Source organism: Streptomyces sp. NPDC059909 (assembly GCF_042730885.1).
GTDB lineage: Bacteria > Actinomycetota > Actinomycetes > Streptomycetales > Streptomycetaceae > Streptomyces.
Genome location: NZ_JBHWKX010000042.1, coordinates 31,950 through 44,129, shown reverse-complemented (window position 1 = coordinate 44,129; position 12,180 = coordinate 31,950). Strand labels below are relative to the sequence as shown.

At 71.9% G+C, this 12,180-nt stretch carries 9 protein-coding genes; 5 read left to right on the top strand and 4 right to left on the bottom strand.

The genetic code is table 11. From position 1 onward, the window contains the following. Positions 1-131 precede the first annotated feature (131 nt). The gene (gene hemE, locus ACFV9O_RS25955) at positions 132-1,205 is read right to left on the bottom strand and encodes a uroporphyrinogen decarboxylase (RefSeq protein ID WP_385421665.1); all 1,074 of its coding nucleotides are present in this window, start codon (positions 1,203-1,205) and stop codon (positions 132-134) included. 91 nt (positions 1,206-1,296) lie between these two features. On the opposite strand from hemE, the gene ACFV9O_RS25950 reads away from it, so the two are divergent. The 5 genes from ACFV9O_RS25950 to ACFV9O_RS25930 all read left to right on the top strand — a co-directional run bounded on the left by ACFV9O_RS25950 (position 1,297) and on the right by ACFV9O_RS25930 (position 8,555). Next, positions 1,297-1,971, top strand: a complete 675-nt coding sequence (locus tag ACFV9O_RS25950) for a DUF3000 domain-containing protein (RefSeq protein WP_385421663.1) — start codon at positions 1,297-1,299, stop codon at positions 1,969-1,971. A 624-nt stretch (positions 1,972-2,595) separates the two neighbouring features. Continuing rightward, entirely contained in the window at positions 2,596-3,258 is a 663-nt protein-coding gene (locus ACFV9O_RS25945; RefSeq protein WP_385421662.1) for a LuxR C-terminal-related transcriptional regulator, read from the top strand. A gap of 78 nt (positions 3,259-3,336) precedes the next feature. After that, on the top strand, positions 3,337-4,611 hold the full coding sequence (locus tag ACFV9O_RS25940; protein WP_385421660.1) for an HRDC domain-containing protein: 1,275 nt from the start codon (positions 3,337-3,339) through the stop codon (positions 4,609-4,611). A 591-nt stretch (positions 4,612-5,202) separates the two neighbouring features. After that, positions 5,203-6,429, top strand: a complete 1,227-nt coding sequence (locus ACFV9O_RS25935; protein WP_385421658.1) for a thiolase family protein — start codon at positions 5,203-5,205, stop codon at positions 6,427-6,429. Continuing rightward, positions 6,426-8,555 carry a 3-hydroxyacyl-CoA dehydrogenase NAD-binding domain-containing protein gene (locus ACFV9O_RS25930; protein ID WP_385421656.1) on the top strand — a complete coding sequence of 710 codons (2,130 nt, stop codon included), beginning with the start codon at positions 6,426-6,428 and terminating at the stop codon, positions 8,553-8,555. The genes ACFV9O_RS25935 and ACFV9O_RS25930 overlap by 4 nt, the downstream gene beginning before the upstream one ends. 486 nt (positions 8,556-9,041) lie before the next feature. On the opposite strand, the gene ACFV9O_RS25925 is transcribed toward ACFV9O_RS25930, so the two are convergent. Genes ACFV9O_RS25925 through pgsB form a run of 3 tightly spaced genes read right to left on the bottom strand, consistent with a single transcriptional unit; the run spans position 9,042 to position 12,179 of the window. Next, positions 9,042-10,115, bottom strand: a complete 1,074-nt coding sequence (locus ACFV9O_RS25925) for a C40 family peptidase (protein ID WP_385421655.1) — start codon at positions 10,113-10,115, stop codon at positions 9,042-9,044. A 22-nt stretch (positions 10,116-10,137) separates the two neighbouring features. Then, positions 10,138-10,620 carry a poly-gamma-glutamate biosynthesis protein PgsC/CapC gene (locus ACFV9O_RS25920; RefSeq protein WP_385421654.1) on the bottom strand — a complete coding sequence of 161 codons (483 nt, stop codon included), beginning with the start codon at positions 10,618-10,620 and terminating at the stop codon, positions 10,138-10,140. Further along, positions 10,617-12,179: a poly-gamma-glutamate synthase PgsB gene (gene pgsB, locus ACFV9O_RS25915; RefSeq protein WP_385421652.1), complete on the bottom strand. Its 1,563-nt coding sequence runs from the start codon at positions 12,177-12,179 to the stop codon at positions 10,617-10,619. The genes ACFV9O_RS25920 and pgsB overlap by 4 nt, the downstream gene beginning before the upstream one ends. Position 12,180: the final 1 nt, after the last annotated feature.

Sequence of the window (12,180 nt, the reverse complement as noted above, 5' to 3'; positions counted from 1 at the left end):
GTCAGAAATCTCTCTGTGGGGATGCTTTTCTCGTTCCTTTCCCCTCCCCCCTCCCCCCCCCCTTCTTTTCGTCTTCCCCCCCCCCCCCCCCTCTCCCCCCCCCCCCACACCCGGGTGACGGGCCGTCCGGCTCAGCGCGCGGTCGAGGTGTGCACGTGCTCCACGAGCCGGGTCAGCGCGTCCGGGTCGGTGGTGGGCAGCACGCCGTGGCCCAGGTTGAACACATGGCCCTCCAGGCCGGCGGCGGCGTCGAGGACCTCGCGGGTCTTGGCCTCGACCGCCTCCCGCGACGAGAAGAGGACCGCCGGGTCCAGGTTGCCCTGGAGCGCCTTGCCGGGGCCGACGCGGCGGGCGGCCTCGTCCAGCGGCACGCGCCAGTCCACGCCGACGACGTCCGCGCCCGCCTCGCCCATGAGGCCGAGGAGCTCGCCCGTGCCGACACCGAAGTGGATGCGCGGGACGCCGTACCCCTCGACCGCCCGGAACACCTTCGCGGAGGCGGGCATCACCGAGCGCCGGTAGTCCGCGGGGGCGAGCGCGCCGACCCAGGAGTCGAAGAGCTGCACGGCGGACGCGCCGGCCTCGATCTGCACCTTCAGGAAGGCCGCGGTGATGTCGGCGAGCCGGTCCAGCAGGTCGGCCCAGAGCTGCGGGTCGCCGTACATGAGGGCCTTGGTGTGCTCGTGGTTGCGGGACGGCCCGCCCTCGACGAGATAGCTGGCGAGAGTGAAGGGCGCGCCCGCGAAGCCGATCAGCGGTGTCGGGCCCAGCTCGCCGGTGAGCATGCCGATCGCCTCGGTCACGTACGAGACGTCGTCGGGGGTGAGATCTCGCAGCCGCGCGAGGTCCTCGCGACGGCGGATCGGCTCGGCGACGACCGGGCCGACGCCCGGCTTGATGTCGAGGTCGATGCCGATGGCCTTGAGCGGCACGACGATGTCGCTGAAGTAGATCGCGGCGTCGACCTTGTGGCGGCGCACCGGCTGCAGCGTGATCTCGGTGACCAGCTCCGGCCGCATGCACGACTCCAGCATCGGGATGCCTTCGCGCACCTTCAGGTACTCGGGCAGCGAGCGCCCCGCCTGCCGCATGAACCACACCGGCGTGTGCGGCACGGGCTCGCGCCGGCACGCCTTCAGGAAGGCGGAGTCGTGCGTGGCGGGGTTCGTCGTCTGCTGGCCCGAGGGGCGATCGTTGGCACTCACGCCCAGAATCTTCGCATGTGCGCGTAAGGAGCTCGACCGGGCCGGGTGTCCCTCCCTGCACGCGACGCGCGTTCCGCTTACTCTTCCCCGCATGGCTGCGGCTCAGGGACAGTTTTCCGAACAATCCGACGGCGCTGACGGCACGGGCAGCGCGGAGCGGAACCCCGTCCCACGTGCGTTCCGGCTGGCGGTGGAGGCGCTGGGGGCGGCGCGGCTGCGGCCGGAGCTCGAGGTGGACCCGACCCGCCCGCCGCAGCGCCTCGCGCCGCACGCTTACGCACTGGAGGCGGCGGTCGTCGACGGCGACGAGGACCTCGCGGACGGCCGGCTCGTCCTGCTCCACGACCCGTCGGGGCACGAGGCCTGGCAGGGCACGTTCCGGCTGGTGACGCTCGTACGGGCGGAGCTGGAGCCGGAGATGGCGGCGGACCCGCTGCTGCCCGAGGTCTGCTGGTCCTGGCTCACCGGGGCGCTGGAGGCGCGGGGCCTCTCGTACGGGGAGGCCGGCGGCACCGTCACCAGGGCGGGGTCCCACTACTTCGGAGGACTCGCGGACCGCCCCCCGGCGACGCAGATCGAGATCCGGGCCTCCTGGACGCCACGGGAGGGGCGGGACGGGGTGCCCGACACGGCCGCGCATCTCGCGGCCTGGTGCGACCTGCTCTGCCAGGTCGCGGGCCTGCCGCCCTCGGGCCCGGGCGACGCCCCGGACGCGGGCGCCGGCGTCGTCACCCTGCCCCAGCGCCGGGGGCCGCAGGCGCCGTAGGGGAGCGCAGGCGCCGTGGGGGGGCGCCGAGGGGGCGCCGCCTCCTTCCCGGCTGCGCCGGGCGGCCTTGGTCGGTACCGTCCGGTGAGCCCGCGTGTCCGTCCTCAAAGCGCCGGACGGGCTTGAAACGCGCCCGGCGCGGGGTTGGCGGCCGGAGTGCCCGCCGTCAAACGCCGTACGGGCTTGTCGGCGCCCGGTACCGCGCCGGAGGGGCTCGGCAGGGAGCCGGTACGCGAGCCGGGATGGGCTCGGGGTTCGTCGCCGGACGCCGGGCGGGCTCCACTGGAGCCGCGCCGGCGATCGAGGCGTGGGGGTTCGGGGGCGGAGCCTCGGCGAGGCCCGGGGCTTGCGCCCGGTTCGGGACGAGCGGGGTAGGGAGAGCGCCGGCCGCAGGCGCGCATGCCCCGGCGACCACGCGCCGCCCACCCACGTGGGCCTCGAGAACCGCGGACTCATAGGATGATCGATCACGCGTCCGAATTGCCGGAATTGTTACTCACCAAATCGTGATCTTTCTCTAAAGGCGGGTGGGTTTGCTGCCGAAGAGGTGGTGACCCTTCAAGCACGGTTCGCCCCGGCTTCATCCCCGAGCCGGCTCCGTCCCGCACCTTTCCAGGAGGCCTGGTGTCCGTTCTCCTCGAGCAGCCCGCAAGCCTGGTCGCCTACCGCCCAAACAAGCCGACGGCCATGGTCGTCGTGGCCGACCCGCGCGTCCGCTCCACCGTCACCCGCCACCTGTGGGCCCTAGGAGTACGTGACGTCATCGAAGCGTCGTCCATCGCGGAGGCCCGTCCCCGCGTCGGCAACCCGCGCGACATCTGCGTGGCCGACGTCCACCTGCCCGACGGTTCCGGGCTGACCCTGCTGTCCGAGACCCGAGCGGCGGGCTGGCCCAACGGCCTCGCCCTCTCCGCGGCCGACGACATCGGCGCGGTCCGCAACGCGCTGGCAGGCGGGGTCAAGGGCTACGTCGTCACCGGTACGCGCACGAACCTCGGCCACCCCGCCCGCCCCGGCACCGCCCCCATCGGCTCCGCCGCCGCCCGCATGCACCGCCGCCCCCCGGGCGCCCCGAGCCACCCGGGCGGCTACCGCGAGCTCTCCGGCCGTGAGGTCGAGGTGCTCAGGCTCGTCGCCGAGGGCCAGTCGAACAAGGCGATCGGCGTCTCGATGGGCCTGTCCGCACTGACGGTGAAGAGCCACCTCGCCCGCATCGCGCGCAAGCTCGGCACCGGCGACCGGGCCGGAATGGTGGCCGTGGCCCTGCGCACCGGCATCATCCACTGATTCCTTTACAGAGGACCCACGCCCGTCGACGGAACGTTCCGTCGACGGGCGGCTTCCGTTCACAGATACCCTTGACAGGTGACCGACGCCCAAGAGACCGCAGCAGAGCCAGACCTGCGAACCACCGGGGGCGGCCCCCCGGACGACGTCGAGCCGGCGCCGATCCCCCTGCTGGAGCCGCGTGAAGGTATCCCTCCGGTGGTCTCCACGCCCGAGGCCCTCGATTCCGTCGTCGCCGCGTTCGCCGGCGGCAGCGGGCCCGTGGCCGTTGACGCCGAGCGGGCGTCCGGCTACCGGTACGGCCAGCGGGCGTATCTCGTACAACTGCGCCGCGAGGGCGCGGGCACCGCGCTGATCGACCCCGTCGGCTGCCCCGATCTGTCCGCACTCGGCGAGGCGCTCGCCGGTACGGAGTGGATCCTGCACGCCGCCACGCAGGACCTGCCCTGTCTGCGCGAAATAGGCATGGCGCCGACCCGGCTCTTCGACACCGAGCTGGCCGGGCGGCTCGCGGGCTTCCCGCGGGTGGGGCTCGGCGCGATGGTCGAGTCGGTCCTCGGCTACGCGCTGGAGAAGGGCCACTCGGCGGTGGACTGGTCGACGCGGCCGCTGCCCGAGCCGTGGCTGCGGTACGCGGCGCTGGACGTGGAACTGCTCGTCGACCTGCGGGACGCCCTGGAGAAGGAGCTGGACCGGCAGGGCAAGCTCGACTGGGCGCAGCAGGAGTTCGACGCGATCGCCTCGGCACCCCCGGCACCGCCGCGGAAGGATCCGTGGCGGCGTACGTCGGGGATGCACAAGGTACGGCGACGGCGGCAGATGGCGGTCGTACGGGAACTGTGGACCGCGCGCGACAACGTGGCGCAGCGGCGGGACGTGTCCCCCGGGAAGGTCCTGAGCGACGCGGCGATCGTGGAGGCGGCGCTGGCGCTGCCGCTGAACGTGCACGCGCTCACGGCGCTGCCCGGCTTCGGGCACCGGATGGGACGGCGGCAGCTGGAGCAGTGGCAGGCGGCTGTGGACCGCGCCCGGGCGCTCCCGGACGCGGAGCTGCCGCAGCCCGGACAGCAGGTCGCGGGTCCCCCGCCGCCGCGCTCCTGGGCGGACAAGGACCCGGCCGCGGCGGCGCGGCTGTCTGCGGCGCGGACGGCGGTGACCACGCTGGCGGAGCAGCTGAACCTGCCGCAGGAGAACCTGATCACCCCGGACACGGTGCGACGCGTGTGCTGGGAGCCGCCCCGGGAGGCGACGCCGGAGGCGGTCGAGGCGACGCTGGCGGCGTACGGTGCGCGGCCCTGGCAGATCGAGCAGGTGACCCCCCTGCTGACCCGGGCCCTCTCGGCGACGGCCTGACCCCTCCCGGTGTCGGGCGCTCCGGCGCCGCGGGGGTGCGGTGTGCCCGGTACCGCCCGGTGGGCCGGTGTGTCCGTCCTCAAGCGCCGGACGGACCATGCCCACCCGGGCGAGCCCAGAGTCGGTGACCCCGAGGGGAACGCGCAGGGGTCGTGTTCCGGACGCAACGCCCGCAGCTCGCGCGAAGCGCGGTGACCACGCGGCGGAGCCGCATACCGGACGCAGCGCAGTCCAGGACACGAGCCCCGGAGCGCACTCACAGCGCCGTCGCCACGGCACGCGCACCCCGACCAGACCCAGCCCGTCCGGCGTTCGAGGACGGACACGCGGGCCGCCCGCACGGCACCGCGCACGCTTCACGCCCCACGCCGCCGACACGGCACCGGGCACCTCGACAGGCCCCGCGCCGCCCCCACGGCACCGGGCAACCACGGCACCGCACACCCCGGACACCCCCGTCCGTGTGACGTTCGCCGCTACCGCCGTGAGGGGTGGGCAACATGGTTACCCACAAGTAGCATGAGGGAAGCAAGCGCGCGCTTAGTCGCGTGCCCGCAGCAGTGCCACCCCGCACCCTGGAGGAGAGCCATCGTGCCTCGTACCGTCAGGGACGTCGTCTTCGTCGACGGCGTCCGCACCCCGTTCGGCAAGGCGGGCCCGAAGGGCATCTACCACGAGACCCGCGCCGACGATCTCGTCGTGAAGGCCATCCGGGAGCTGCTGCGCCGCAACCCGGACCTGGACCCCGCGAAGATCGACGAGGTCGCCATCGCCGCGACCACGCAGATCGGTGACCAGGGTCTGACCATCGGCCGTACCGCGGGGATCCTCGCGGGTCTGCCGCAGTCCGTGCCCGGCTACTCCATCGACCGCATGTGCGCCGGCGCCCTGACCGCCGTGACCTCGGTCGCGGGCAGCGTGGCCTTCGGCGCGTACGACATCGCCATCGCCGGCGGCGTCGAGCACATGGGCCGCCACCCGATGGGTGAGGGCGTCGACCCGAACCCGCGCTTCGTGTCGGAGAAGCTCGTCGACGAGTCGGCCCTGTTCATGGGCATGACCGCGGAGAACCTGCACGACCGCTACCCCTCGATCACCAAGCAGCGCGCCGACGAGTACGCCGTGCGCTCGCAGGAGAAGGCCGCCAAGGCGTACGCCAACGGCAAGATCCAGCAGGACCTCGTGCCGATCTCGGTCCGCCGCACCAACCCCGAGGCCGGCGAGACCGGCTGGGGCCTGGTCACCGCCGACGAGCCGATGCGCCCGGGCACCACGCTGGAGAACCTCTCCGGCCTGAAGACCCCCTTCCGCGTCCACGGCCGTGTCACCGCCGGAAACGCCGCGGGTCTGAACGACGGCGCCACCGCCTCGCTCATCGCCTCCGAGGACTTCGCCCGCGAGAACAACCTCCCGGTGAAGATGCGCCTGGTCTCGTACGCCTTCACGGGTGTGGAGCCCGAGGTCATGGGCTACGGCCCGATCCCGGCGACCGAGAAGGCCCTCGCCCAGGCCGGCCTGTCCATCGAGGACATCGGCCTGTTCGAGATCAACGAGGCCTTCGCCGTCCAGGTGCTGGCGTTCCTTGAGCACTACGGCATCGCCGACGACGACGCCCGTGTCAACCAGTACGGCGGCGCCATCGCGTTCGGCCACCCCCTCGCCTCCTCCGGCGTGCGTCTGATGACGCAGCTGGCGCGGCAGTTCGAGGAGCAGCCGGAGGTCCGTTACGGCCTCACCACCATGTGCGTCGGCTTCGGCATGGGCGCCACGGTGATCTGGGAGAACCCGCACCACAAGGACGCCGGAGGCAACAAGTGAGCACCACCGCTGAGCTCCTGAAGGGCGCGGCCGAGCTGTTCCCGGACGAGGTCGTCACGCAGGCGCACGTGCGCCACCTCGACCTGCCGGGCGGCGCGGGCAGGTTCGCCCTCATCACGCTGGACAACGGCTTCGACCACACGAAGCCGACCACCTTCGGACCGCAGTCCCTCGCGAACCTGAACGCCGCGATCGACCAGGTGGAGAAGGAGGCGTCCGAGGGCGCCATCGTCGGTGTCGGCGTCACCGGCAAGCCGTTCATCTTCGCCGTCGGCGCCGACCTCAAGGGCGTCGAGCTGCTGAAGCAGCACTCGGACGCGCTCGCCATCGGCAAGGGCGGCCACGACGTCTTCAAGCGGCTGGCGTCCCTCGCCGTCCCGACGTTCGCGTACTACAACGGCGCGGCGATGGGCGGCGGCGTCGAGGTCGGTCTGCACTGCTCGTACCGGACCGTGTCGAAGGCTCTCCCGGCCTTCTCGCTGCCCGAGGTCTTCCTCGGTCTCGTCCCCGGCTGGGGCGGCTGCACGATCCTGCCGAACCTGATCGGCGCCGACCGCGCGGTCTCGGTCGTCATCGAGAACTCGCTCAACCAGAACAAGCAGCTCAAGGGCGCGCAGGTCTTCGAGCTCGGCATCGCCGACGCGATCTTCGAGGGTGCCGACTTCCTGGAGCAGTCGCTGATCTGGACCGCGTCCGTCCTCAAGGGCGAGACCGTGGTCGAGCGCGCCGAGATCGACCGCGGCGAGGCCTGGGACCAGGCCGTCGCCCGCGGCCGGTTCATCGCCGACTCCAAGGTGCACGGCGCGGCCCCGGCCGCGTACCGCGCCCTCGACATCATCGAGGCGGCCAAGGACGGGGACCTGCAGAAGGGCTTCGACGCCGAGGACGCCGCTCTCGCCGACCTGATCATGGGTGGCGAACTGCGTTCCGGCATCTACGCCTTCAACCTGGTGCAGAAGCGCGGCAAGCGTCCCGCCGGTGCCCCGGACAAGAGCCTGGCCCGTCCCGTCACCAAGGTCGGTGTCGTGGGCGCCGGTCTGATGGCCTCTCAGCTGGCGCTGCTGTTCCTGCGCCGCCTGGAGGTCCCGGTCGTCCTCACGGACATCGACCAGGAGCGCGTCGACAAGGGTGTGGGCTACGTCCACGCCGAGATCGAGAAGCTGCTGGGCAAGGGCCGGATCAACCAGGACAAGGCCAACCGCCTCAAGGCCCTGGTGACCGGTGTCCTGGACAAGGCCGAGGGCTTCGCGGACGCGGACTTCATCATCGAGGCCGTGTTCGAGGAGATGTCCGTCAAGCAGAAGGTGTTCGCGGAGGTCGAGGCGGTCGCCCCGGCGTACGCGATCCTCGCCACCAACACCTCCTCGCTCTCCGTCAGCGAGATGGCGTCGAAGCTCCAGCACCCGGAGCGCGTGGTCGGCTTCCACTTCTTCAACCCGGTCGCGGTGCTTCCGCTGCTGGAGATCGTCCGCGGTGAGAAGACGGACGACGCGTCGCTGGCCACGGCCTTCGGTGTCGCGAAGAAGCTGAAGAAGACCGCGGTCCTGGTGAAGGACGCCCCGGCGTTCGTCGTGAACCGCATCCTGACCCGCTTCATGGGCGAGATCCAGAACGTCATCGACGAGGGCACGCCGGTCGCCACCGCCGAGAAGGCCGTCGAGCCGCTCGGTCTGCCGATGTCGCCGCTGGTCCTGCTGGAGCTGGTCGGCCCGGCCATCGGTCTGCATGTGTCGGAGACCCTGAACCGCGCCTTCCCGGAGCGCTTCACGGTGTCCCCGAACCTCAAGGCCGTCGTCGAGGCCGGCAAGCGCGGCTTCTACGTGTACGACTCCGGTAAGCCGGAGCTCGACCCCGATGTCGCCGCGCTGCTGAAGCAGGGCGACACGGTCCTGACGGAGGAGCAGGTCCGGGCCCGCGTCCTGGACGCGGTCGCGCAGGAGATCGGCCTGATGCTGGAGGAGGGTGTCGTCGCCGAGGCGCAGGACATCGACCTGTGCCTGATCACCGGCGCCGGCTGGCCCTTCCACCTGGGCGGCATCACGCCGTACCTGGACCGTGAGGGCGTCAGCGAGCGGGTGAACGGCAAGAGGTTCCTGACGCAGGGCGTCGCGAGCGTGCCCGCGTAACGCCGCCGGCTGCACGGCGAAGGGCCGTACGGGATTCGTCCCGTACGGCCCTTCGCCGTATGCGGCTGCCCCCGGCCCGATGGCTGAGGTGCGCAAGCAACTCCTGTGGCCACCACGGCAGGCGGTGGCCTCCACGACGGCCCGCCCGGCGGCGGCAGCCGCGCAGGCGTGGCGGCGCAGGCGTGGCGGCGCAGGCGTGGCGGCGCAGGCGTGGCGGCGCAGGCGTGGCGGCGCAGGCGTGGCGGCGTGCCGGCCGGGGTTGCACGCCGCCTGGGCCGGCGGCCCACTGCAACGACCGGATACCGACGTGCACGCAGGTGCGTTCCGGCCGCCGGATGCCGCGCACCGACCGGCGCCGCACGCCGGGCAGGCGTCAGCGGTGACGGCCCGCCGGTTTCGGCGGCCTCCGCGCACGCGTTGCGGGCGTGCCGGGCCGGCGGCGTCCGGCGCACCGGCCGGCGCCGGGGGACCGTCCCCGCCCGGCCGCTACAGGCGCTTGGCGCTGCGCAGGGTGGTGGCGTAGTAGCCGTTGCCGTCGAGGCGTGAGGTGCCGCCCTTGTCGCCGATCGTCGGGCCGTTCACTTCCTCCCGGCTGGAGATGAAGATCTTGTGGCCGTCGCTGTCGTGGCCGACGTAGATCCCGACGTGGTCGAGCCGCTCCTTCGTGCGGGCGTCCAGCTTGAAGAAGACGAGGTCGCCGGGCTGGAGCACGTCGATCGACTTGGGCCGGTCCGCCGCGCCCACGCCCTTCAGCGGGATGATATCGGTGCCGGCGTCGGAGCGGGCCATGCCGTTCGCGGTGCGGGGCAGGCCGTCGCCCGTGGTGTCCGACGAGGCCAGTGGGTAGCGGGCGCGGTAGCCCCACACCAGGCGCATGTAGCCCGAGCAGTCGACGGCGCGGGCGCGCTTGGCCTCGGGCTGCATGCCCGTGCCGTCGCGGAAGGTGTACGGGATGCCGAGGTAGTCGTAGAAGTCCGACTGCTCCTCGCGCAGGTCGTTGCCCTCGCTGCCGTTCGGGTTGATCGGGCCGAACGCGGCGTCGCCCGCGTACGCGATGCCCTCGTCGTCCTTCTTGACCGGCGCGCCCTCGACGTACTGGAAGGCGGTCGCGAAGACGTCGTCCTCCTCGCTGCCGTAGTACTCCTTGAACCAGTCCTTGAACCACTTCTCCTTCTCGGCGCCCTTGCGCCAGGGCTCCGGCATGAGCCGCACCCAGTCCTCGGTCACCACACGCGACTTGGTGTTGGCGGCCTCGGTGAAGGTGCGGCTGGGGCCCTTGAGGGTCGCGGTACGGGCGTTGTCCGTGAAGGTGGCGAGGACCTGGCCGCCCTCGCCGCGCAGGACCGAGCGCTCCGGGTTCTTCAGGCGCTCCCAGGTCTGCTTGCCGCTCATCTGCCCGGTGCTGGACTCGAGCAGCGGGGTGTCGGTGACGGCCTGGATGGCCGGGGCCTTGGCCTGCTCCTCCTTGCGCAGTTCGACGGTCAGGTACGCGCTGCTCGCGAGCAGCCCGATCACGACGGCCGCGTGCACGGCGGGGCTGGTCTTCTTCTTGGCACTCATGAGGTCGGCTCCGGTGGGGCGGTCAGGCGGACGGCATGACGCCGAGGAGGATCCCGGCGGTGAGGACGACATAGGCCATGAGCGTCACCGAACCGGTGGCGAGCAGCGTCGGGCCCTTGGGCTGGCGCACGAGCTGGTAGGCGATCAGGCCGGGAACGATGAATCCGAGCGTCTGGTTGCTGTACATCAGCGGGAACTCGAGCGAGAGCACGATCATCACCGTGGCCTGCAGGATCACGCCGGTGAGGACGACCGCGGCGAACAGCCGCTTGCCGTAGAGGATCACGTAGCGCTGCAGCAGGAGCGTGCAGACGTACGTGAGAACGGTGACGCCCACGACCATCGCGGCGCGCTGCAGATCCTCGACGAGGGTGAGCGCGAGCCAGCCCGGGGTGATCATGCCGCCGGGCGACAGGTTGGTCGTCAGATAGCAGACCAGGGAGAAGAGGAGCCCGAGGGCGATGCCGACCGCGGCGATCTCGGGGGTGAGGACGGAGGGGATCAACGCTGGTCTCCTGGGCTGTACCACTGCTGCGGGTCTTCGGCGGGGGACGTGGGGGTGACGCGGGGCTCGAACGGGCCACGGGGCCGGTCCTGTTCGGTTCCGCGCTGTACGGGCACGTGCGGCGCCTGGGGCATCCGGTCCACCTGGGCCGCCCGGGGGGCCTGGGGCATCTGGGGTGCCTGGGCAGGTTCGGGGGCCTGCCCCCGGTGCGCCTGCGGCGCCTGGGGCCGGGGGGCGTACCGGTTCTCGTACGCCTCCGAGTACTGCTGGTACGGGTCGAGCCGCGGCGCGTACAGCTGCATGGTGTCGGCGTGCTCCACGTGCGGGGCCGTCGCGGCGGCGGCCGGTGCCGCCTCGGGGGCCGGTTCGGCGGCGCTGTCGTCGGCCGGGAGCTCCGCGAGGTGTTCCAGCAGCAACTCGCCCTGGCCGTGGATGTTGCCGATGGCGACGAGGGACGAGTCGGGGCCGAGATGGCCGAGCAGCTCGTGCATGAACTCCTCGCCGTCACGCCCGTCGCCGCCGAGGTCGACGGCGCGGTCGCGCCACTCGGCGGGGATCGCGTCGATGGCGCTCTTGGCCGGGTGGCCGATGACGAACACCTTGTCCGGCTGCAGGTCCGGGACGATCTGGCCCATCTGGCCGTTGCGCTCGACGCGGTCGGGGCGGCAGTTGATGACCACGTTCAGCGGGCGGCTGATCGCCCCGAGGTCGAGCAGCTGGTTGATGTTCATCAGCGTCGACTCGGGGTCGTTGGCCGCGAAGACGTTGGCGAAGCGCAGCCGCTTGCCGCCCGGCGCGACGTACCGCTCGACGGAGAGGACGCCCGGGTCCGGCGGGGCGTCGTACATGCCCTGCAGTGCGGTCTTGCGGTCCACGCCCAGCAGCTCGGCGACGACCAGCGCGATGGCCACGTTCTCCTTGAAGGTGAACCAGCTGAAGCCGCGCAGCTCCTCGTCGGTGACCATCTCGGGGTCGGCGTAGATCAGCTTGCAGTCGCGGGCGTCGGCCTCCTCCTGAAGGACGTGGAAGCGCTCCTTCTCGGCGGTGACGCAGATACCGCCGTGCGGCATCGAGCGGGACAGCGAGCGGCCGATGTCGTCCAGGGTCGGGCCCATCTCGGCCACGTGGTCCTCGCGGACGTTGCACAGGACGCCGATGGTCGAGCGGATCAGCTTCGACTGGTTGATCTCCTGGAGGGCCGGCATGACGGCCATGCACTCCATCACCAGGGCGTCCGGATGGTACGCGGCGGCCCGGCGGACGATGCCGATCTGCTCGACGACGTTGGCGATGCCGAACTTGCGGTAGACCGGCTCCTCGGTGGCGTCCGGGTGGATGAACCGGGCGGCCGTGCCGGTCGTCTTGGCGACCGTGGTCAGCCCGCCGCCGCGCAGTGCGCCCGCGCACAGCCGGGTGATGGAGGACTTGCCGCGGATGCCGTTGACCAGGACGCGGGTCGGTATGTGCTCCAGGTTGGCGAAGTGGCGCCGCTGTTCGACGATCCCCGCGATCAGCAGGATGGCGCTGCACACCACCAGCACGGTGTAGAGGAAGAGCACG

What these genes read in the sequence shown, in the direction of transcription:
- ACFV9O_RS25950 (WP_385421663.1), top strand. Translation starts at nt 1,297, where the DNA reads ATGGCTGCGGCTCAGGGACAGTTTTCCGAACAATCCGACGGCGCTGAC.
- ACFV9O_RS25925 (WP_385421655.1), bottom strand. Translation starts at nt 10,115, where the DNA reads ATGAGTGCCAAGAAGAAGACCAGCCCCGCCGTGCACGCGGCCGTCGTG.